Source organism: Staphylococcus sp. HMSC62B09 (assembly GCF_001839115.1).
In the GTDB taxonomy this organism is placed as follows: domain Bacteria; phylum Bacillota; class Bacilli; order Staphylococcales; family Staphylococcaceae; genus Staphylococcus; species Staphylococcus haemolyticus.
This window is the reverse complement of sequence record NZ_KV840121.1, coordinates 95,089-118,197: the sequence shown is the minus strand read 5'-3', so window position 1 is coordinate 118,197 and position 23,109 is coordinate 95,089. Positions and strand designations below refer to the sequence as shown.

General features: G+C 33.3%; 22 protein-coding genes and 1 tRNA gene. 5 read left to right on the top strand and 18 right to left on the bottom strand.

All coding sequences use genetic code 11. From position 1 onward, the window contains the following. Position 1: 1 nt before the first annotated feature. The 4 genes from tpiA to HMPREF3265_RS03950 all read right to left on the bottom strand — a co-directional run bounded on the left by tpiA (position 2) and on the right by HMPREF3265_RS03950 (position 4,317). Positions 2 to 763, bottom strand: coding sequence for a triose-phosphate isomerase (tpiA, locus tag HMPREF3265_RS03965; RefSeq protein ID WP_011276375.1), 762 nt, complete (start codon positions 761 to 763; stop codon positions 2 to 4). Between the two features lie 127 nt (positions 764 to 890). Further along, positions 891 to 2,081, bottom strand: coding sequence for a phosphoglycerate kinase (gene pgk / locus HMPREF3265_RS03960; protein WP_016930996.1), 1,191 nt, complete (start codon positions 2,079 to 2,081; stop codon positions 891 to 893). 163 nt (positions 2,082 to 2,244) lie between these two features. Next, positions 2,245 to 3,252, bottom strand: a complete 1,008-nt coding sequence (gap, locus tag HMPREF3265_RS03955; RefSeq protein ID WP_011276377.1) for a type I glyceraldehyde-3-phosphate dehydrogenase — start codon at positions 3,250 to 3,252, stop codon at positions 2,245 to 2,247. Positions 3,253 to 3,303: 51 nt separating this feature from the next. Next, positions 3,304 to 4,317, bottom strand: a complete 1,014-nt coding sequence (locus HMPREF3265_RS03950; RefSeq protein ID WP_016930995.1) for a sugar-binding transcriptional regulator — start codon at positions 4,315 to 4,317, stop codon at positions 3,304 to 3,306. A gap of 337 nt (positions 4,318 to 4,654) precedes the next feature. Between HMPREF3265_RS03950 and HMPREF3265_RS03945 the strand changes: the two genes are divergently transcribed. Continuing rightward, on the top strand, positions 4,655 to 4,864 hold the full coding sequence (locus HMPREF3265_RS03945; RefSeq protein WP_016930994.1) for a hypothetical protein: 210 nt from the start codon (positions 4,655 to 4,657) through the stop codon (positions 4,862 to 4,864). Between the two features lie 66 nt (positions 4,865 to 4,930). Here the strand turns inward: HMPREF3265_RS03945 and HMPREF3265_RS03940 are convergent, their stop codons facing one another. Beyond that, positions 4,931 to 5,680, bottom strand: coding sequence for a DUF4887 domain-containing protein (locus HMPREF3265_RS03940; RefSeq protein ID WP_016930993.1), 750 nt, complete (start codon positions 5,678 to 5,680; stop codon positions 4,931 to 4,933). 207 nt (positions 5,681 to 5,887) lie between these two features. Here HMPREF3265_RS03940 and HMPREF3265_RS03935 point away from each other — a divergent pair, with 207 nt between their 5' ends. From HMPREF3265_RS03935 to HMPREF3265_RS12175, 3 genes are all read left to right on the top strand, one after another. Next, complete coding sequence (locus HMPREF3265_RS03935; RefSeq protein WP_037548872.1) at positions 5,888 to 6,067, top strand: hypothetical protein; 180 nt, start codon at positions 5,888 to 5,890, stop codon at positions 6,065 to 6,067. 305 nt (positions 6,068 to 6,372) lie between these two features. Next, a complete protein-coding gene (locus HMPREF3265_RS03930) occupies positions 6,373 to 7,272 on the top strand; it encodes a TIGR01777 family oxidoreductase (protein WP_037548869.1) in 900 nt (299 codons plus the stop codon). A gap of 22 nt (positions 7,273 to 7,294) precedes the next feature. Next, positions 7,295 to 7,480 (top strand): hypothetical protein, encoded by a 186-nt coding sequence (locus tag HMPREF3265_RS12175; RefSeq protein ID WP_174165707.1) that lies wholly within the window; start codon positions 7,295 to 7,297, stop codon positions 7,478 to 7,480. 68 nt (positions 7,481 to 7,548) lie between these two features. On the opposite strand, the gene clpP is transcribed toward HMPREF3265_RS12175, so the two are convergent. Beyond that, the gene (gene clpP, locus HMPREF3265_RS03925) at positions 7,549 to 8,136 is read right to left on the bottom strand and encodes an ATP-dependent Clp endopeptidase proteolytic subunit ClpP (RefSeq protein WP_011276385.1); all 588 of its coding nucleotides are present in this window, start codon (positions 8,134 to 8,136) and stop codon (positions 7,549 to 7,551) included. Positions 8,137 to 8,329: 193 nt separating this feature from the next. Here clpP and HMPREF3265_RS03920 point away from each other — a divergent pair. Beyond that, a tRNA-Arg gene (locus HMPREF3265_RS03920) sits at positions 8,330 to 8,401 on the top strand. A 170-nt stretch (positions 8,402 to 8,571) separates the two neighbouring features. Here the strand turns inward: HMPREF3265_RS03920 and whiA are convergent. From whiA to HMPREF3265_RS03860, 12 genes are all read right to left on the bottom strand, one after another. After that, positions 8,572 to 9,516 carry a DNA-binding protein WhiA gene (gene whiA, locus HMPREF3265_RS03915; RefSeq protein WP_037548865.1) on the bottom strand — a complete coding sequence of 315 codons (945 nt, stop codon included), beginning with the start codon at positions 9,514 to 9,516 and terminating at the stop codon, positions 8,572 to 8,574. A 131-nt stretch (positions 9,517 to 9,647) separates the two neighbouring features. Further along, positions 9,648 to 10,634, bottom strand: a complete 987-nt coding sequence (yvcK, locus tag HMPREF3265_RS03910) for a gluconeogenesis factor YvcK family protein (protein ID WP_037548862.1) — start codon at positions 10,632 to 10,634, stop codon at positions 9,648 to 9,650. After that, positions 10,631 to 11,545: an RNase adapter RapZ gene (gene rapZ / locus HMPREF3265_RS03905; RefSeq protein ID WP_053023054.1), complete on the bottom strand. Its 915-nt coding sequence runs from the start codon at positions 11,543 to 11,545 to the stop codon at positions 10,631 to 10,633. The genes yvcK and rapZ overlap by 4 nt, the downstream gene beginning before the upstream one ends. Before the next feature lie 198 nt (positions 11,546 to 11,743). After that, a complete protein-coding gene (trxB, locus tag HMPREF3265_RS03900; RefSeq protein ID WP_011276389.1) occupies positions 11,744 to 12,685 on the bottom strand; it encodes a thioredoxin-disulfide reductase in 942 nt (313 codons plus the stop codon). A gap of 63 nt (positions 12,686 to 12,748) precedes the next feature. After that, positions 12,749 to 14,188: a tetratricopeptide repeat protein gene (locus HMPREF3265_RS03895; protein WP_053026589.1), complete on the bottom strand. Its 1,440-nt coding sequence runs from the start codon at positions 14,186 to 14,188 to the stop codon at positions 12,749 to 12,751. Between the two features lie 16 nt (positions 14,189 to 14,204). Continuing rightward, a complete protein-coding gene (locus tag HMPREF3265_RS03890) occupies positions 14,205 to 14,684 on the bottom strand; it encodes an acyltransferase (RefSeq protein ID WP_011276391.1) in 480 nt (159 codons plus the stop codon). Next, positions 14,681 to 15,529, bottom strand: coding sequence for a prolipoprotein diacylglyceryl transferase (gene lgt / locus HMPREF3265_RS03885; RefSeq protein ID WP_037548849.1), 849 nt, complete (start codon positions 15,527 to 15,529; stop codon positions 14,681 to 14,683). The genes HMPREF3265_RS03890 and lgt overlap by 4 nt, the downstream gene beginning before the upstream one ends. Before the next feature lie 3 nt (positions 15,530 to 15,532). Continuing rightward, complete coding sequence (gene hprK / locus HMPREF3265_RS03880; RefSeq protein WP_011276393.1) at positions 15,533 to 16,468, bottom strand: HPr(Ser) kinase/phosphatase; 936 nt, start codon at positions 16,466 to 16,468, stop codon at positions 15,533 to 15,535. 336 nt (positions 16,469 to 16,804) lie between these two features. Continuing rightward, positions 16,805 to 19,639: an excinuclease ABC subunit UvrA gene (uvrA, locus tag HMPREF3265_RS03875; RefSeq protein WP_037548838.1), complete on the bottom strand. Its 2,835-nt coding sequence runs from the start codon at positions 19,637 to 19,639 to the stop codon at positions 16,805 to 16,807. 7 nt (positions 19,640 to 19,646) lie between these two features. Then, positions 19,647 to 21,632, bottom strand: a complete 1,986-nt coding sequence (gene uvrB / locus HMPREF3265_RS03870) for an excinuclease ABC subunit UvrB (RefSeq protein WP_037548825.1) — start codon at positions 21,630 to 21,632, stop codon at positions 19,647 to 19,649. A 451-nt stretch (positions 21,633 to 22,083) separates the two neighbouring features. Further along, a complete protein-coding gene (locus tag HMPREF3265_RS03865; RefSeq protein ID WP_011276396.1) occupies positions 22,084 to 22,311 on the bottom strand; it encodes a CsbA family protein in 228 nt (75 codons plus the stop codon). 5 nt (positions 22,312 to 22,316) lie between these two features. Further along, positions 22,317 to 22,958, bottom strand: coding sequence for a YfbR-like 5'-deoxynucleotidase (locus HMPREF3265_RS03860; RefSeq protein ID WP_037548811.1), 642 nt, complete (start codon positions 22,956 to 22,958; stop codon positions 22,317 to 22,319). Positions 22,959 to 23,109: the final 151 nt, after the last annotated feature.

Sequence of the window (23,109 nt, the reverse complement as noted above, 5' to 3'; positions counted from 1 at the left end):
ATTATTTTGCACCTTCTAACAATTGTACGAAATCTTCAACTTTTAATGACGCGCCACCTACTAATGCACCATCAATGTCAGATTGAGCCATGTATTCTTTAACGTTGTTAGGTTTAACACTACCACCGTATTGAATACGTGTTGCATCAGCAACATCTTGACTAGCCACTTTCGCTACTGTTTTACGCACGTGAGCACACATTTCATTAGCATCATCAGAAGTAGCTGATTTACCAGTACCGATTGCCCAAATTGGTTCGTATGCAATAACAACTTCTTTAAGTTGCTCTTCTGATAAACCTTCTAATGCTTTTTCAACTTGATTGCTAACGATTTCATTAGCTTTGCCATTTTCGCGTTCTTCATCTGTTTCACCAACACAAATAATTGGTGTCATGCCATGATTAAATACCGCATGTGCTTTTTTATTCACATCTTCATCTGTTTCATGGAATAATTCACGACGTTCTGAGTGTCCAATAACTACGTATTTAACACCTAAGTCAGCTAATGCCACTGGAGAGGTTTCTCCTGTGAATGCACCATTATCTTCAAAATAAGTGTTTTGAGCACCAATTTTCAATCCTTTTGCTTTGCCATCATTCACTAATGAAATTAATGCATCTAATTGAATTGTTGGTGCACAAATTACTGATTCAACTTCTTTTTCATCAGGTAATGTTGGTAAATTATTAACGAAGTCTTTAGCTTCTTTAACTGTTTTGTTCATTTTCCAGTTACCAGCTATGATTGGTTTTCTCATTGATTACACTCCTATATATTTAAAATTGTAATTTTAGCGTTAAATAACTTTTTAAGACGTAAAGTCTTATTCTTTGTACATTTTCCCTTGAAAATACTTAGAAAAACGTACACCTTTTATAAAATGATTATTTATCATTAATTGCTTTAATTCCTGGTAATTCAATACCTTCTAGGTATTCTAATGATGCACCGCCACCAGTAGAAATATGTGTGAAGTCATCTTCAAAACCTAAAGAAATTGCAGCAGCTGCTGAGTCACCACCACCGATAATTGTAGTAGCGTCTTTTAAATTAGCAATGGCTTTACATACACCGATTGTACCTTGAGCAAAGTTACTAAATTCAAATACGCCCATAGGTCCATTCCATACTACTGTATGTGCACCTTCTAATTCTTTAGAGAATAATTCTACAGTTTTAGGGCCAACGTCCATTGCTTCTTGATCAGAAGGGATGTTATCAATTGATACTTCAGTAATTTCAGCGTCATTTGAAAATTCTTTCGCAACTTTCGCATCTACTGGTAACACAATTTGATCGCCGTTACTTTCAAGTAATTCTTTAGCAAAGTCGATTTTGTCTTCTTCTAGTAAAGATAAGCCAATTTCTTTGCCTTGTGCTTTTAAGAAGGTATACGCCATTCCACCACCAATAAGAATTTTATCAGCGATATTTACTAAGTTTTTAATAACACCAATTTTGTCAGATACTTTTGCTCCACCTAAAATTGCAACTACTGGTTTATGTGGGTCGTTAACAACACCACCGATAAATTTAATTTCTTTTTCCATTAAATAACCAGCCGCTGTTTCTAAATGCGTTGAAATACCAACATTAGAAGCATGTTCGCGGTGAGCTGTACCGAAAGCATCATTTACAAATACATCGCCTAGTGATGCCCAATATTTACCTAGTTCAGGGTCATTTTTAGATTCTTTTTTACCATCTAAATCTTCGAAACGTGTATTTTCAACTAATAGTACATCGCCTTCACTTAAGTTTTTGATAGCTGATTCTAATTTTTCACCACGTGTTTCAGGTACGAAAGTAACTTCTTTACCTAATTTTTCAGATAAAGCATCAGCAACAGGTTTTAATGTAAGACCTTCTTTATCACTTTCTTGTTTAACTTTTCCTAAGTGAGAAAATAGTACTAATTTACCACCTTGTTCGATGACATATTTAATTGTTGGTAAAGCCTGAACAATACGGTTATCATTTGTGATCTTACCGTCTTTTAAAGGTACATTGAAATCAGCACGTTCTAAAACAACTTTCCCTTTTAAATCTAAATCAGAAACAATTTTCTTTGCCATTATAATTTCCTCCTCTAAATAGGAATTACTAATATAAAAATAAGCGGAGAAGCGTTAGTGCTCCCCGCTTACTCATAAGCTAACTTATTTCAATAATTTGTACAAGTGTACTGTGAATAGTACATCCATACTGAGCACAAGTTTATTTAACTATGCTTCTAAATTATTTAGATAATTCTGCTAAATATTCTAAAGTACGAACTAATTGAGCCGTGTAAGACATTTCGTTGTCATACCAAGCTGCAACCTTAACTAATTGACGGTCACCAACAGACATTACACGAGTTTGAGTAGCATCGAATAATGAACCGTAAGTCATGCCAACTACGTCAGAAGAAACGATTTCGTCTTCAGTGTAACCAAATGATTCGTTTGAAGCGTTTTTCATTGCTTTGTTAACGTCTTCAACAGTAACATCTTTTTCTAATACAACTGTTACTTCAGTTAATGAACCTGTAGCAACTGGTACACGTTGAGCACCACCGTCTAATTTACCATCGATTTCAGGAATAACTTTACCGATTGCTTTTGCAGCACCTGTTGAGTTAGGTACGATGTTTTGAGCTGCTGCACGCGCACGACGTTTGTCACCTTTTTTATGTGGACCGTCTTGAGTCATTTGGTCACCAGTGTATGCGTGAATAGTTGTCATTAAACCTTCAACTAAACCAAATTCATCACTTAATACTTTAGCAACTGGTGCTAATGAGTTAGTAGTACATGATGCACCTGAAACAACTGTTTCTGAACCATCTAAGTCATTGTGGTTAGTGTTGAATACGATTGTTTTTACATCACCTTTAGCTGGTGCAGAGATTAATACTTTTTTAGCACCTGCATTGATGTGTGCTTCTGCTTTTTCTTTATCTGTATAGAAACCAGTACATTCTAATACTACGTCGATATCTAAATCGCCCCAAGGTAATTTGCTTGCATCTGGTTCTTCGTATGATTTAACTTCTTTACCATTTACGCGGAAACCACCATCAATAACTTCAACTTCTCCTGTGAAACGACCTTGCATAGTGTCATATTTTAATAAATGAGCTAACATTTCGTCGTCTGTTAAGTCGTTTACTGCAACTACTTCAATACCTTCTACGTCTTGAATTCTTCTAAATGCTAAACGACCAATTCTACCAAAACCATTAATTGCTACTTTTACTGCCATTATAATGGCCTCCTTTAAAATGATATTTAAAAAGCTTTAAACTTTTTATTACTAATTTAATATTACCTTTGCTGCTGCTTCATCAGTAATTAAAACTGTATTTTTAGGTGCAATACTTAAGTAAGCTTTAATTGCTTCACCTTTAGATTGTCCACCTGCAACAGCGAATATAAAATCTTTGGTTTCTAAATCTTCAAGTTGTAGTCCTATTGTCTTTACTTTGTAGACTACATTTCCTTGAGCGTCAAAATAGTAACCGAAAGCTTCTGCGACGGCTTGATGATGTTGAAGGTTTTCAATCACCTGTTCTGACGATTGTCTACGATACGCCATCTTCAGCGCATCACCAATACCGTGAATTGTTATATTTGCTTGTCTAATTTTATCTAATGTATGAACCACAGAGGGTTCCATCAGAAGTGTATTATACGTTGATTCACTTACATTATCTGGTACATAAAGTGTTGTATAATAACCACCTGTTTGTTGCGCCATGCTCGCTGAAATCGTGTTAGCTTGATAAATAACATTCTCACCAAGACCACCACGAGCTGGTACGAAAAATACATTAAATGGTAGAAGATGCATGGCTCGGCTTACATTTGCCATTGTTGAACCACCTGTTACTGAAACAATAGCGTCTTCATATAAGATGCTTTCTAATAATTGGCCAGCTTGTCTTCCCATTTCGGATTTAACATTCTCTTGAGCATCTGCATCACCAGGTATAACGTGAACTTCTTTAATACCAAAAGTTGACTTAATTTGATTAGCTAATTGATTATCATCAGTATAAATATTGAAATATTCGTTAAGCTGATTCAAAACTGACTTGCCTTCTTCAGTGATTTCCATTCCAGTCGATTTGACTTGAATTAAATCTTGCTTTTTCAACATATCAGTTTCAGATCTTAAGACACGTTCGGTAATATCCATGTGCTCACTTAAACTTCTTCTACCTACTGGTTGATTATTTGAGATAGTAGTTAAGATAGAAAAGCGTCGATACATTTTATCAATTAAATCAGGTATCAGCTTCTGTTGAATTTTAATCAAGTCCTTCACTACTACCTTCCTCCTTTATGTATAAAAGGTAACCAATAGCATAAACCCAGTTTGACTTATTGTGTCCCGCGCGGGACAAAATCTAACCTCTTTACACTTGCAATAGTACTATTGTGTTGTTGAAAATGCAAGAGAAAAACTCTAATATTTAAAATTATCTGTAAAATCCCCTAATTTAAGTAGTATTTCCCTTTTTGTAAAGTGCCACAAAATTTAATTAAACCCTTATTTTATAGTATTACCCTTTAAGTTTAGAAATTATTCTTTTGCAAAATACTTTCTTGTTTAAACTATTTTAATTTACAATATAAGAAATTCATTTAAGGAGGATGAAGAAATGGCTCGAGAAAATGATAATAATGTAGAAGTCATTGACCCTAAAGATCGTAGATATAAAGATGATAACTATTTTAATGGTAATGAACGTAACAACTATTCAATAAGATATCATTATGGTTGTGGTTGTCCATTTGGTTGCCTTTCTTCAATAATCATTTCTATTTTGCTTTCAATTATTTTTACCTTTTTACTCAATTGGATGTTTTAAAAAAGTAAAAAGTGAGACTTGAAACATGACTGTTTCAAAATCTCACTTTGATAACTACTAACTATATTATTCATTACTATTTGATGATTCTTGGCTTGACTGACTTTGACTAGACGTAGCACTTCGTTGTGAAGTTTGTCTTGTGGTTGATTGCTGCGTAGACGACTGAGTTGTTGATCGTTGTTGGGTCTGTTGTGATTGTTGTGTTTGCGGTGATTGTTGCGTTCTAGTTTGATTGCTTGTCTGGTTACTATTAGACTTATCCGTATTTGACTCACTAGAATTACTATCACTGCTATTATTACTGTTACTTTCTTGAGTTGCTTGTTCTTTAGTGCGAGTTTCTTTTGTTGTAGCTTCTTCTTTAGTTGTTTTCTCTTGTGTTTTTTCTTCCTTAGTCTGTGCTTCTTTGGTTCTTTGTTTCTCTTCTGTTGATGGTTGTTGTTTAGTTCTTTGTTGAGTTGAAGGTGTTGCTTGTTGTGTCTGACGTTGTTGGGTTTGAGCTGTTTGCTGCGTAACATTTTCTTGAGTCACATTCGAACTATCTTCACTTGTTTTTTTATCTTTATCTGACTTATCCTTTTTGTCTTTATCTTCTTTGTCTTTTTTATCATTTTTATCTTTGTGCTCTTCAGTTGATTGATTGTTTAAGCGTTCACTTGAACGATTTGAATGATCTACAAATGCAAAAATCGCAAATGCTAATCCGCTTAATAATAATAAAACGATAATCGTACTAATAAGTTTCGAAATGCCACTCATTTTTTTCTTTTCCGGTTCACCAAAGTCATCTCTATTTCTATTGTTCTTAGACATAAGTTACCTCACTTTAATATATTAAAATTGTCTAGTCCCCTAAATGTAGCATATAATTTTACAGTAATTCGCACGGAAATGAAATAAAAAGGTTTAAGACATTAATTATAATGATACATAATCACTTATATATGATAACATCATAAGTAATTACAAACATCAATAATGCAAATTTAATTTTATTATAATGTGAAAGTGTGAGTCATAATGAAAAAAATTGTTTCTGAAGATATATTTGAAGATGAAAATGTTCCTAAACATAATCTAAAATCTATGATGTTGAATAATGATGATTATGATGACAGTCATACATCTCAGTTTGATTTTATATTTTTATCAGTCATTTTCATTCCTCTAATCATATTATTCTTAATCTTTATTCATTAGGACTATAATAGATATACAAAGAGCCCACACGATTCTCGCATGGGCTTCTACTAAAGGGAGTCAAAATTGACCTTCGTTTATTTTGTGTAGTCTATGGGGTATACTCAATTTACTCAGAGATATTGAAATCTACTATAGCGAAGGTACAAATTAATTATAACTTAACTTTAGATAATTTAAATCCTGTTTACAGCTTAGTAAATGACATATTATTGACTAATCATTGTACATTTTTTGAACAAGAAAAGTTCAATGTTGATAATAGAAAAGCTATCTTAATACTATAAATTAATAGAGGTGTAAATATGAAGCAATTCTTAATAACTGGCGGAACTGGAATGGTAGGCAGTCAATTAGTAAATGAATTAAAGAATCGCGATGTACATATTACAATACTAACTCGTAGTGATAAGCAAAGTGATGATCCAAAGATTTCTTATGTTAATTGGTCAAAAGACGGTTGGATGTCCCAAGTTCCAGATATAGATGTTGTAGTTAATTTGGCTGGTGCAACTTTAAATAAACGCTGGACTCCATCATATAAACAATTGATTATGACTAGTCGTATTCAGTCAACACAAGCACTAGTTGACTTGTTTAGCCAACGGGAACATAAACCTGAAGTGCTCTTTAATGCTAGTGCAATGGGTTATTATCCACCTAGTTTATATCATACGTATACAGAAAAATATCAAACACATCCGTTTGATTTTCTATCTGATGTGGTTTATCAGTGGGAACGTTTTGCTAAACGCTTTGAGTCATTTGGTACGCGAGTAGTACTTGGCAGATTCAGCATGATTTTATCTGATGATGGAGGCGCCTTACAGACGATGAAGCTTCCTTATAAATTCTTCGTAGGTGGTAAATTAGGATCTGGTTTCCAATGGTATTCATGGATTCACATTAATGACTTAGTGCGCGCAATTCTATTCACAATCGATAATCCTAAAGCAAAAGGTCCATTCAATATGGCTGCACCTATTGCTGAACGCCAAAATTTATTTGGATACACACTTGCGCGTGTCATGCATCGCCCTCATGAAACATGGGTACCATCATTCCTAATGCGATTAGCACTTGGTGAAATGTCTACGGTTGTTTTAGATACGCAAAAGGTATTACCAAATAAACTGGATGCGCTCGGTTTTATATTTAACTATCCTAATCTAAAAATTGCTTTCGAAGATTTAATAGATGCATAATAATTTAATTGGAGTTTTGAAAATGAATGACGAGAAATTAACTTATTTTCTACTTATCATCGCAAGTCTATTTCTTATACTCAATGGTATTTTCGCTTTCGAACATAATTTAGTAATTATATTAATGTCTATATTCTTCATTTTAATTGGCATTATTTTACTTATTATATCTATTCGACTGTTCCTAAAACGTTCTTCAAACAATTAAAATAGTCATAAAAAAACGGGGAGTGTTTGTTTAAACACTCCCCATTTTTATGCCATGGTTAAATTCGATTATTTATCTTCTGGTTGCATAACATTATCAATTAAACCATATTCTTTAGCTTCGTCAGCAGTTAAGAAGTTATCACGATCAGTATCTTTTTGAATTTTTTCAATACTTTGACCTGTACGTTCAGCTAAAATTTTGTTTAATTTTTCGCGTGTTTTTAAAATGTGGTTAGCAGCAATTTCGATTTCAGTTGCTTGTCCTTGTGCACCACCTAATGGTTGGTGAATCATAACTTCAGCGTTTGGTAATGCAAAGCGTTTACCTTTTGCGCCAGCTGCTAATAGGAATGAACCCATTGATGCAGCCATACCGATACAAATTGTTTGTACATCTGGTTTAATATGTTGGATTGTATCATAAATTGCAAATCCAGCAGTAACACTACCACCTGGAGAATTAATATATAGATAGATGTCTTTCTCAGAGTCTTGAGCTTGTAAGAATAATAATTGTGATACAATTGAATTTGCTACATTATCATCAATTGCAGAACCTAACATAATAATACGGTCTTTCAATAAACGTGAATAAATATCGTATGCACGTTCACCGCGATTTGTTGTTTCGATTACTGTAGGAATTAAATTCATTTATATTTCCTCCTTGTGATTAACTGTTAATTAGTATTTTACATCAAAAGTCAAAAATGGTCAAAATTTAAACTCATCTAGCATTAAGAAAAGTTGACCATATTTTAATAGATTTTGTACACTATAAACATACATTCAGATTGTACTTTTAAAATAACAATTAGTACAGAAATTTGTCTTTATCATTTAATATCTCCTCGTAGTGTAACGGATAGCACGTAAGATTCCGGTTCTTAAGATAGAGGTTCGACTCCTCTCGAGGGGGCTAATATCTTCAATTATACATATTTTAATTTCAAGAATGCCGTTGTGACGGCGTTCTTTTTTATTTATCTTTTAATTAAAAACCAAAGAAAACTAAATTTCAGGGACTTTTCAGGGATCCAAGTCCCTAGTTCTAAAAAAAGAACTCGCCAATCCATGACGAGTTTATACTTATAATTCTATTTTTTCACCACTTCGAATTTTGTCTGCAAGTTCATTTAACTTTCTTAAACGATGGTTGACTCCAGATTTAGATATCGGACCAGTCGATATCATTTCTCCTAGTTCTTTTAAAGAGATTTCTTGATGCTCAACTCGAAGTTTAGCAATCTCTCTTAAGCGATCAGGCAAATTATCTAATCCGATTTCCTGTTCAATTAACTGAATACTTTCTACTTGTTTCATAGCGGCACTTACAGTCTTATTAAGGTTTGCAGTTTCACAATTTACTAAACGATTCACTGAATTTCTCATATCCCTAACAATTCGCACATCTTCAAACTTCAATAATGCCTGGTATCCACCTATTAAACTTAGAAAGTCAGAAATTTTTTCAGCTTCTTTTAAATAAGCAATACTACCCTTTTTTCGTTCTAAATGTTTAGCATTTAATCCATAACTATTCATTAATTTAGTTAAACCTTCAGAATGATTCTCATATTGAGAAAATATTTCTAAATGATAGGATGATGTCTCTGGATTATTTACAGATCCTCCAGCTAAAAATGCGCCTCTTAAATAACTTCTACGCATTTCATCATCTTTAATCATGCTAGCATCAATATCGTGAACAAAAATACCATTCTTTAATATACCAAGTTCATCTAGAATTTCTTTAGCTCGCACTTTTGTACGACAAATATAAATATTATTTTTCTTTAATTTCATTTTTTTACGAACTAGAATTTCCACTTCTACATTAAATATGCGTTTAATTAATGAATAAATTCTTCTAGCGGTCGTAGCATTCTCTGTTTGAACATTAATTACGAATTGTTGATTAGATAGGCTAAGTGCACCGTTCATACGAATTAATGCGCTAAGCTCTGCTTTGGCATTGCTTTCATCAACATCAATGCGTGTTAATTCATTCTTCATATCTGATGCAAAACTCATCACATTTCCCCCTCTAATCAATTTTATATATACATGTAACTAACATCCTATATAGTTGCACTATATTACACGAATACATTAATAAACATACGCTCTATATCATACCATAGTTATACAGATGATTAGAAGTGTTATTTTTTAGGTCTAAATTGAATCGTACTTGTCATTTCAAGTGCTAAATCATAGATCAATCTTGCTAAAACTTTAGTATTGTGACGTACTAAATGATCATCTAATATTTCGACTAAATTAGATGACGTAATCATTCTAATATTATGATCTGTAATTTTATGTTCATCCATAACAACCGGTTTAGCATTACGCTCTTTATAACGTTCTAACACTTTATCATCGTATTTATCATTACTACAGATGACATAATCAATAAAATCACTTCCAGCATGTTTATGTATTGCTTGAATATGGTCCATAACATCGTAATCTGATGTTTCTCCCGGTTGAGTCATAACATTAGATATATATAATTTAGGTGCTTTAGAACATAAAATAGCTTCTGACATACCTTTAACACATAAATTCGAAATAACACTTGTGTATAGTGAGCCAGGTCCGAGCACGATTAAATCTGCATCTTCTAATGCGTCAATTGCTTCTTCCATAGGCTCAACATTTTCAGGTTCTAAAAAAACACGATCAATACGTTTGTATTTCTTTGGTATTTGAGATTCTCCTCGTACAATTTCTCCATCTTCTAACACTGCGTTTAGCATCACATTAGTATTCGTTGAAGGAATCACTTTACCTTTAATATTTAAAATCTTACTTAATTCTTTAACTGCATGACCGAAGTCATTCTTTATATTTGTTAAGGCTGCTAGTAATAAATTACCTAGTGAGTGTCCTTCGATTTGATTTTCTTTAAATCGATATTGAAATAATTCTTCAATGACTGGTTCAGCATCACTTAGTGCTGCGATAACATTTCTAATATCACCTGGAGCAGGTATATCCATCTCACTACGTATTTTGCCAGTACTACCACCATCATCAGCTACAGTAACGATGGCCGTTATATCAATGGGGTACTCTCTCAGCCCCCTCGCCAATACTGATAGGCCTGTTCCACCGCCTATGAGTACAATCTTTAATTGTTTCATTTTCTCACGCCACTTTCGATATGTGCATCTCTGTGATGAACATAGACATTATAATCAAATATTTCTGTTAATTCTTCACCAATGCGTTTAGCTAACGCAACAGAGCGATGTTGACCCCCTGTACAACCTATTGCAATTACTAATTGTGATTTACCCTCTTTTTTATAACCTGGTATCATAAATTTCAGTAAATCCATTAATTTTTCGAAAAACATTTCAGTTTCTTTCCATTTCATAACATAATGGTAAACTGGTTCATCTTCTCCTGTCATCGGTCTTAAGTCTTCAACATAATAAGGATTTGGTAGGAAACGAACATCAAATACTAAATCTGCGTCTTTTTGTATACCATGTTTAAAGCCGAAACTTGATACATTGATACTAAAGGATTTAAAATTCTCATCTTCAAATTTTTCTTTCACTCTAGCTTTAAGTTCTTTCGTCGTCAATTGCGTTGTATCTACAATATAATTAGCGATTGTACGAATATTGCTAAGCAATTGCTTTTCTTCTAAGATCGAATCCATCAAAGACATTTGTCCATTTTCATTTAAAGGGTGGGCTCGTCTAGATTCTTTGTATCTAGAAATTAGTTTTTCTGTTTCCGCTTCTAAAAACATGACATCTACAATTACATCGTTTCTACTTTTGATTGCATCAATTTCTTCTACTAATGATTTAAATAATTCTTTACCTCTTAAATCTATAGCAATAGCTACTTTTTGCAAAGAAGGATTACCTTGTTCCATTAATTCTACAAATTTAGGGAGTAAAATAGGTGGTAGATTATCAACACAGAAGTAACCAATATCTTCTAAACATTGTATGACCACTGATTTACCCGCACCGGATAGACCTGTTACTACTAATAGTTCACTTTTACTCATTTCATTTTCTTTATGGTTCGTCATTTTGACACCGCCTAGTTAATCTTTTTATTGTATACATACGTTTTAGAATATCGTTAATTTACTTTCATAATATCATATGAGCTACTTATCGTAACTATTATAGCGATATCTGAATCTAATATTGATTTAAATAAAAAAGGCTAGAATTCATGCTTTAATCACTATATGATGTGATTGCATGCTCTAGCCTAATCTTATTTATGCTTCTTGCTTATCTTTTAATTCTTCAATGTAATCAATAGCACTTTGTGCTGCTATACTACCATCACCAGTAGCTGTTACAATTTGACGTAAACCTTTATCTCTAACATCACCAGCCGCAAATATACCTGGCACTTTCGTACTCATATTATCTTCAGTTACAATATAGCCCATATCATTAGTAATTCCTAGATTCACAAATGGTGCTGTTAATGGTTTCATACCAATGTAGATGAATACCCCATCTGCATCTAAAGTTTCTTCAGAGGCATCTTTGGTAGAAACAAGTGTTACAGAACCTACTTTTCCATCTTTTTCATTAATAGATTTTAAAGTATGACTCCATATAAAATCGATTTTGTCATTTTTAAACGCACGATCTTGCAAGATTTTTTGTGCTCTTAATTCATCTCTTCTGTGTACAATTGTAACTTTATCTGCGAATTTAGTTAGGAATGCACCTTCTTCAACTGCAGAATCCCCGCCACCTATTACAAATAGGTTTTTATTTTTGAAGAATGCACCATCACATACTGCACAATAACTTACACCGCGTCCACCTAGTTCTTGTTCACCAGGGACACCAATTTTTTTATATTCAGCACCAGTTGAAATAATTACCGCACGAGCTGTTATCTCTTTATTGCCTAAATTAATTTCTTTATAGTCACCTTTATCTTCAATAGATTTAATATCTCCATATTGATATTCAGCACCGAATTTTTTAGCGTGTTCGAACATTTTAGTTGATAAATCTGGACCAGTAATCATTTCGAATCCTGGGAAGTTCTCTACTTCCTCTGTATTTGCCATTTGTCCACCAGGCATGCCTCGTTCAATCATTACTGTGCTTAAATTTGCACGTGATGCATAAACTGCCGCAGTCATACCGGCTGGTCCAGCACCGATAATTGCAACATCATAATTTACTTCAGTCATTTTTATGCCTCCTACGTTTTTAATATCATGCGCATTATATATTAATATTTGAAATCTTTAAATTTATATGCTCAACAATTGATCAATTGCGTTATCTAACTTATAACGCGATACATTAAACAATTCCATAATTTTCTTTTTAGTCATATGGCTATGATAATAACGATGATATAGATAAGCATGTGCAGCTACATATCTGTCAACTTCACTAAAATCAACATCGTTCGCAATTAACCCTTCACTTTTATCAATCCAACTTATAAATAATTCCGTATCTTTCTGTATGTCGTCCATTTCATATAAACTCACTAAACCTTTGTGAATGAAATCTAATTTATTTAAATGCAGTCCCTGTACTAAATAAGTAAGGTAAAGTTTTTCATAGTCATTCATTGTTTCTAAAATAGACCAAATCTCTTGAGTCATTAATATTTCTTTACCATTTAATTGATTTAATAAAAACACACCATAAAGTCTATAATGGCTATCATCATCTAATAACAGTGGTAATATTTTTTGATCAAATGTTTGTTTACTCTCTTCAAGTACCCAAGGTGCGTAGCCCACATCAACTTTAGAAATTTGCAGTAACTTCTCCCAAAACACTTTACTCTGTTCTTTATTTCCGAGGTAATAATAATTAAAGCTCAATGCATTAAACATTTGAATTGAGGCAAATTTACCTTTTTTGTATAGTGGTAATAATATTTGTTGAGATGCATCGTACTGTTTTAAATAGCTTAGTACTATGCCCAATTTAAAACTTCCATCATCATTCATTGGTACTACTTTACTTAATATTTTAAGATACTTGTGATACTTATCTTTTTCATTCGTATTGTAAAGTAGCAATGTATAGTGACATAGTGCATGTACATCTGAATTATCTTCTGCTAATAACGCTTCAAACATGTCTTTAGCAATATCATATTCACTTAAATACAAATAGCACATTGCTAATAAGTTGCGAATGACTCTATGTTCTTGAATTTTCTCATCTTGATTCAAAATATATTTACGTGCATCTTGTAATCTTCCTTGAGAAAATAAATATTGGAATAGTAATTGCGTTGAGAAAAGTTGTGCTTCGAGCTGAATTTTATCTTCACTCATATAAGACACTTCGAATGTTTTTTCTAATTCTTCTCTAAAGTCAGTATCATCAGTTAAAATCACATAATTAATACCAAACAAGAAGGCCTTGTTTGGCTCATTAAGGTCAATGTTTAATTGACTAAGTTGGTAGTAACTGTCGGCAACATGATTACCTTCAATAATGCTATCATAAAACAAATGCTCAGCTCGTCTACCTAAATTAAGTTTGTTTAAGCAATAAGCATACTTTAATTTAATATCAAAATCTTGTGGTGACAAATCAAGCACTTTTTTATAGTATTCTACTGCCTTATTAAAATCTTGCATTTTATATTTTTGATCAGCCATTTTACGATAAAATGGTTCATCAAATTTCATCGAGATAATATTGTCATTGTTTTGCGCCATTCTTTGTCACCTCTCTTTATTTATGATGTATTTGCATAGGATTGCCATATGCAATGGCATAATCTGGTATATCTTTTGATACAACTGTTCCAGCTTTAACGACTACATGATTACCAATATGTACACCTGGTAGAATGGTCGAATTTGCACCGATTAATGTATGATCACCAATGTACACTGGACCATAGCGATATTCATCCACTAATACTTCGTGCGTTAATATTGTTGTATTATAACCAATTACAGAATTATTGCCAATTGTAATGAGTTGCGGATAAAAGAGATCAGGCATTACTTTATAGGCAATAGCAGTATGTTGTCCAATGGTCATATTCAATAGATGAATGTATATCCAGCGTTTCCATTTTAAATTTGGTATAAAACGACATAATTCAATTAGCAATGTATTGGTGAATACTTTTGAAAAACGTACTAAACTATAAATTCGCCATAGCGGATTAATCTTATGATGGCCTTCTTTAGTTAACCGTCTCATGATTTCACTTTCGCCTTAGAACTATTCCAAGTTAACGGACCTGCTTCTTTGTACAATGATGGTTGATATTTAATGCGACGATAAATTAAAATCACCAAACCAATTATAATTAAAATAACTGATACCAATTGCGCTACTCTAATATGACTTGTCAGCATTAAACTATCCGTTCTTAATCCCTCTACAAAGAAACGTCCAATTGAATACCATATTAAATAGAGTGTGAATGTTTCACCTACACGAAGATACTTTCTAATTGTAATTAAAATGATGAATCCCAAAATATCCCATATAGATTCATATAAGAATGTTGGATGGTAGTATACCCCTTCAATATACATATTACGAATAATAAACTCAGGAATATGTAAATTTTCTAAAAAGGTTCTTGAGACTGGACCGCCATGGGCTTCATGATTCATAAAGTTACCCCAACGTCCAATACCTTGAGCTAAAATAATACTTGGTGCTACAATGTCACCAATTTGAAATGGATTTAAATTTTTAATTTTACAAACAATAATACCAGTGATAAATCCACCTAAAAGACCACCATGTATTGCAATACCACCATGCCATATCATTGGAATTTCAATAGGGTTTTGGGCGTAATATGGCCATTGAAAAATCACGAAGTAAATACGTGCAGCGATGAACCCAAAGATGGCACTGTAAAAGATGACGTCAACAAGCGTATCTTTATGTAAACCAACATATTTCAAGCTTTCTTGAGCTATGAAATAACCAATAAGGATTCCTACCGCAATAATGATACCGTACCATTTTATTGAAAGTGGACCTATGCTAAATGCAGTAGGATCAATATAATTCAGATTAAAAAGCATGTTTTAGTTCTCCTTGCTTTGATGACCTTTTTTTAAGATTTCTTCATTTAAACGTTGATTAAATTCTTCAGCTGTATTAATCCCCATTATATTTAAACGATAATTCATTGCTGCGACTTCTATAATGACTGCAACATTTCGTCCTGGTCTTACAGGAATTGTTTTTTTAGTGATTTCTGTATCAAGAATTTGTAATGTTTCTTCATTCAATCCAACTCGGTCATACAGTTTATCTTTATCCCAATTTTCAAGGTTAATGTTAAGACGAATTTGTTTTTGTGTGAGGATTGACCCCGCTCCAAATAATGTCATGACATTGATGATACCGAGACCCCTAATTTCTAATAAGTGCTCAATTAATTTAGGTGGTGTCCCTATTAATTCATCTTTAGTTATTTCACGAATTTCTACGTTATCATCAGCTACGAGTCGATGACCTCTTTTCACTAATTCAAGTGCAGTCTCACTTTTACCTATACCAGAATCTCCAGTGATTAACACACCCACACCATAAACATCGACTAATACACCATGTAATGATGTTGTCTTAGCTAATTCATGTTCAAGGAATGTCGTTAATCGACTCATTAAACTTGTAGTTGCATCCTTTGATACGATTAGTGGTGTATCCATTTCTTGAGCGGCATCAATCAGCTCTTGCGGAGGTTCTAATCCTCTTGTCACAATAATTGCAGGTGTTTCAGGACGACATAATTTTCTCATACGTCCATGACGTTCCTCGTCTGGTAATAAATTATAAAACGATAATTCTGTAGTACCTAGTAATTGAATGCGGTCTGCAGCATAGTGTGAAAAATATCCAGCCATTTCTAGACCTGGTCTAGAAATATCCGTATTTTTAATAGGTTTATGTAATCCTTTTTCACCCGTAAACAATTCTAATTTAAGTAATTTGACTAATTTCTCTGTCGTTAACATGAGTTCACCTCAAAATTTTCACTTGAATTCATTCACCTATTATCATATCAAAAATAAAGACAAGATTAATATAAAAAAGAAGAAATCCTATTATATTTGTTTCATATACACCTTAGATTGCTTTTAAATGATTAAGGGAACAACATACAGTTTGTATTAAATCACTTAACCTCACTTATTGAATTTCTTATTACAATTCCCTTTGTTGGGTTTAATGTTATGTTATTAAAAAAACTGAGAAAAGCTCGATGTGAGCGTATTCTCAGTTAAGTCATTTAATGCGAGATGCCTATGATCCCTTAAATTACTATTAATTTTCAAAATCTATATTTCAATTTATTCAACTTTATCTCGTTCAAGTACCGTTTTTAAATATTTACCTGTGTATGATGATTCTACATTTGCAATCTCTTCCGGTGTACCAGTAGCAACTAGTGTACCACCACCATCGCCACCTTCAGGTCCTAGATCAATAATATGATCTGCTGTTTTAATGACATCTAGATTATGTTCAATAATCACAACAGTATCCCCGTTCTCAACTAGACGATTAAGCACTTTTAGCAAACGACTAATATCATCGACATGCAAACCAGTTGTAGGTTCATCAAGAATATAGATGGAACGACCAGTTGAACGTTTATGCAATTCAGATGCTAATTTAACACGTTGTGCTTCTCCTCCTGATAGAGTTGTAGCTTGTTGTCCAAGCGTGATGTAACCTAAACCAACATCTACAAGTGTTTGTAATTTACGATGTATTTTAGGAATGTTTTCAAAGAAATACGTTGCTTCTTCGACTGTCATTTCAAGCACTTCAGCAATATTCTTACCTTTATAAGTCACTTCTAATGTTTCACGGTTATAGCGCTTCCCATCACAAACTTCGCATGGAACATACACATCAGGTAAAAAGTGCATTTCAATTTTAATAATGCCATCACCTTTACAAGCTTCACAACGTCCACCTTTAACATTAAAGCTAAAGCGTCCTTTTTGATAACCACGAATTTTCGCTTCATTAGTTTGAGCAAATACATCACGTATATCATCAAATACGCCAGTATAAGTGGCTGGATTAGAACGTGGCGTTCTACCGATAGGAGATTGGTCAATATCAATAATTTTATCTAATTGATCAATACCTTCAATGCTATCAAAGGCACCCGGTTTAACTTTAGATTTATTTATTTTTTGAGCTAATGATTTATATAATACTTCATTAACTAGTGAACTTTTACCTGAACCAGACACACCTGTTACAACTGTCATTACAGACAATGGAATATCTACATCTACACCTTTTAAGTTATTACTTCGTGCACCTTTGATACTAATTTTGCGATCAATTACTTCTCGACGATGTTCAGGAACGTCGATATGTTTCTTACCGCTTAAATATTGTCCTGTTAAAGATTTCTTATCTTTCATGACTTTACTTGGCGTACCACTAGAGACGATTTCACCACCATAATTACCTGCACCAGGACCGACATCTACGAGATAATCAGCTGCTCGCATAGTGTCATCATCATGTTCAACAACAATAAGTGTATTGCCCAAATCTCGCATTTCTTTTAAAGTACTTATCAAACGATCATTATCACGTTGGTGTAAACCAATAGAGGGTTCGTCAAGCACATAAAGTACCCCTGTTAAGCGTGAACCGATTTGTGTCGCTAATCGAATACGTTGTGCTTCACCACCAGAAAGAGTACCTGACGCACGATTAAGTGTTAAATATTCTAATCCAACATTATTTAGAAATGACAATCTTGAAATGATTTCTTTTAAAATTTGATTTGCAATAGCTCTATCTTGTTCTGAAAGCTCGATATTTTCATAGTAATTTAATGCATTCTTGATAGAATATTCAACTACTTCTCCAATATTATATCCACCAACGTAAACAGATAACGCTTCTTTACTCAAACGTTTACCGTGACAAGTTTCGCAAGGCAGTTTAGTCATGTATTTACTCATTACTTCACGTGTATATTCCGATGGTGATTCATGATAACGACGGTCAATGTTGGGAACAACACCCTCGAATTTCATTCTTCTATGACGTGTCCCACCGTTACGACTGTGAAAAGAAAAATCAATTTCTTTATCACCTGAACCATTCATTAATATGTTTTTCTGTCTATCAGTCAACTTTTTATATGGCTTATCCATATTTATTTTATATACTTCACATACGCGTTTTAATAAAGTTGGGTAAAAATCTGAACTCGTAGGTTCCCATGGTTCAATCGCACCTTCATTTAGAGTCTTATTAGGGTCTGGAACTACCAAATCAAGATCGACCGTTAATCTTTGACCTAAACCATCACAAGTTGGACAAGCACCAAACGGACTATTGAAACTAAACATTCTAGGTTCTAATTCACCAATAGAGAACCCGCAAATTGGGCAAGCATGATTCTCAGAAAATTTAAGGTCCTCTCCATCAATTACATCGACAGTAATATTGCCATCAGCTAATTCTAAACCTGTCTCAATTGAATCTGCTAAACGTGTTTCAATACCATCTTTAACTACCAAACGGTCTATGACTACCTCGATAGTATGGTTTTTATTTTTATCTAATTCTGGAACCTCATTGACATCGACAATATCGCCGTCAACTCTAAGACGTACATAGCCTTTTTTACCAATATCTGAGATAAGTTTCTCATGACTACCTTTTCTATGAGAAACAACTGGCGCTAAAATTTGAATTTTAGTGCGTTCTTCAAGCTCTAAAATGCGATCAACCATTTGTTGCACAGTTTGAGATTCAATTTCAATATTATGATTAGGACAATATGGCTTGCCTATTCGTGCGTATAACAAACGAATATAATCATAAATCTCCGTTACCGTTGCTACTGTTGATCGAGGATTTTTACTTGTCGTCTTTTGGTCAATTGAAATAGCTGGTGATAATCCCTCTATCGTATCAACATCTGGTTTATCCATCTGCCCCAAAAATTGACGCGCGTATGCACTTAATGATTCTACATAACGTCTTTGACCTTCAGCATAAATTGTATCGAATGCTAAAGATGATTTACCTGACCCAGATAGCCCTGTCATAACAATTAATTTATTTTTTGGAAGTTCAATGTCTACGTCTTTTAAGTTATGTACACGTGCACCCTTTACTACAATACTTGGTCCCTTCATTTAACTGTCACCCTTCTGCTTTTAATTCAAATAACATATCTCTTAGTTCTGTTGCTTTTTCAAACTCTAAATCTTTAGCTGCTTTTTTCATTTCTTTTTCTATATTTTCAATTGTTTTTTGTCTTTCTTTTTTAGTCATTTTCTTAGGTAATTCGGTTTGTTGTTTTTCATTTGTTTCATCATTATCAACCGTGGCACTAATAACATCATGAATTTTCTTATTAATTGTTTTAGGTGTGATTCCATATTTTTCATTATGTGCCATTTGTATATCACGACGTCTTTGCGTTTCATCAAGCGCATACTGCATTGAATCGGTAATTTTATCGGCATACATAATCACTTCACCTTTCTCATTTCGTGCAGCACGACCTATCGTTTGGATTAATGAGCGGTTTGAGCGCAAGAAACCTTCTTTATCTGCATCTAAAATAACAACTAATGAAACTTCCGGTATATCAATTCCCTCTCTTAATAGATTGATACCGACAACAACATCATACGTTCCCATTCTTAAGTCACGAATAATTTCAATACGTTCTAACGTTTTAATCTCTGAGTGTAGGTAATTTACTTTTATACCCGCTTCTTTCATGTATGTCGTTAAATCCTCACTCATTTTTTTAGTTAACGTTGTGACTAAGACACGTTCATCTCTATCAATACGTTCTTGAATTTCACTAAGTAAATCATCAATTTGATTTTTAGTTGGTCGAACGTCAATTTTAGGATCTAAAAGACCAGTAGGACGAATAATTTGTTCAATCATTTCATCGGTATGTTCAATCTCATAAGGTCCTGGTGTAGCTGATACATATACCAACTGATTCGTTTTTTGTTCAAACTCCTCAAATTTTAATGGTCGGTTATCCATCGCACTAGGTAATCGGAAACCATGATCTACTAACACTTGCTTACGCGCACGGTCACCGTTAAACATCCCTCTTATTTGTGGCAATGTAACGTGAGACTCATCGATCATTACTAACCAGTCATCACCGAAATAATCTAGTAACGTATAAGGTGTTGAACCTAAAGGTCTTAACGTTAGATGTACAGAATAGTTCTCGATACCCGAACAGAATCCCATTTCTCTCATCATTTCTAAATCATAATTCGTTCGTTGCTCTAGACGTTGTGCTTCTAATAGCTTATTCTCATTTTTTAATTCTTTTAATCGCTCTTCTAATTCCTTCTCAATACGCTCTATGGCAATCTTCATTTTTTCTTCTCGTGTTACGAAGTGAGACGCCGGGAAAATCGCGAAATGTTCACGTTCGCGAATGACTTCTCCCGTTAAATAATTAACTTCTCGAATACGATCAATTTCATCGCCAAAAAATTCAACACGAATACACATTTCTTCACGTGAGGCTGGGAAAATTTCAACCACGTCGCCACGTACTCTAAATGTACCACGTTGGAAATCAATATCATTTCTAGAATATTGTACGTCTACGAGTTTACGAAGCAGTTCACTTCGATCCATTTCCATACCAACTCGAACACTTACTACTAAATTTTTATATTCTTCCGGATTACCTAAACCATAGATACAGCTGACACTGGCAATGATAATGACATCATCACGTTCAAATAATGCACTTGTGGCAGAATGTCGTAGTTGGTCAATTTCGTCATTAATTGAGGCATCTTTCTCAATAAACGTGTCTGTTGAAGGTACATAGGCTTCTGGTTGATAGTAATCATAGTAACTAACAAAGTATTCTACTCTATTTTCAGGAAAGAATTCCTTAAACTCACTATACAGTTGTCCCGCTAATGTTTTATTGTGTGCAATGATGAGCGTTGGTTTCCCCACTTCTTTAATAACATTACTCATTGTAAATGTCTTACCTGTACCAGTGGCACCTAAAAGCGTTTGATGACGCTTTCCTTCTTTAACACCTTTGACTATTTTCTCTATTGCTTGTGGTTGGTCCCCTTGTGGATCAAACTCAGAATTCAATTTAAACGGGTAATGTTCCACCATTCTGATAAGCGCCTCCTTGAATTAAGCATTCTTAACTATTTATTTGAAACTTTGGTGTAAATAAATGATGTATGAAAATTTAACAATGATTTGTTTTAAATTGTATCTTTATTCTTAATAAAAATTCTACTGAAATAATTTAAATGACCTCTTTAAGTGAAAATCATAAATTCATTCACTTAATAATTTCCTATTATTTGTATAGTATTCTCACATAAGGCTATTTTATCAAATATATAAATAAAAATACAAACGTTTGTTCGCTTACGTTTGTATTTTCAAAATCATTTATTATTATTTAATATTCCACTAATGCGTGTGATTTATTCATATACAATTTAATGGTGCCCGCTCTTAAATATGCTTTAAATTTTACTTCCATCTGGACAAATTGTGCATTTACACTATAAATCAACTTACAGTAACATTCAAAAGTTCTGTTTGATAGTATTTAGTCTTGATGCTTATGAAATTCAAGGTTATCTATAATGACATATCCAGCTAATAGGGATACTACATCGATAAAGATTATCCATTCATTATGAAAGAATCCTTTGTAAATTGAAGCAGCTATCAAAATCAATGTCACAATAACACCCACCCATTTACTTCGAGTTATGACACTAAACAACACGACTAATACACATGGAAAAAATGCAGCTAAAGCGTACCAAATCATTTATCTCACCCATTTATTCGATTTAAAATCGCCATTGTAGTTTCTCGCAATTCTGCTCGAGGAATGAAGTTTTCAGTTAGCATTTCAGGTATGACATTTTCTATGAAATCTTGAACAGAACTTAAGTGATCAAATTGCATGATTGTTTCCAAGCTGTGTTCATAAATTTCAAAGAATAAGTCCTCGGGATTACGTTTCTGTATTTCGCCGAACGTTTCATACAATAAATCAATTTTGTCGGCTACAGATAAAATTTGACCCTCTAACGAATCATCTTTCCCCTCTTGTAGTCGTTCTCGATAAATATCTTTATAAGGTTCAGGTATTTCTTCATTAATAAACGTGTCCACCATATCTTGTTCAACTTGAGAAAACAACATTTTCAATTCCGTTTTAGCGTACTTCACTGGTGTTTTAATGTCACCAGTAAATACTTCGGCAAAATCATGATTCAGTGCTTTTTCATATAAACTTTTCCAATCAATAGTATTACCATGATGTTCTTCTACAGTCGCTAAATATTGTGCAATCTTGGTAACTTTAAAAGAGTGAGCAGCAACATTATGTTCAAAATATTTAAATTTACCTGGTAAGCGAATTAATTTCTCTAAATCAGAAAGTCTCTTAAAGTATTGATGAACACCCATTTTACCTTACCTCCATACTCTGTTAAATAAAGATTATACTTACATTTATTATATCAATCAACATTTCTATGAGAAGTGTCAATTCTTTATACATTGTAAAATGTTGAAAAAGTATAAAAAATAAGACCCTCAGCATAGTTTCACGCTTAAA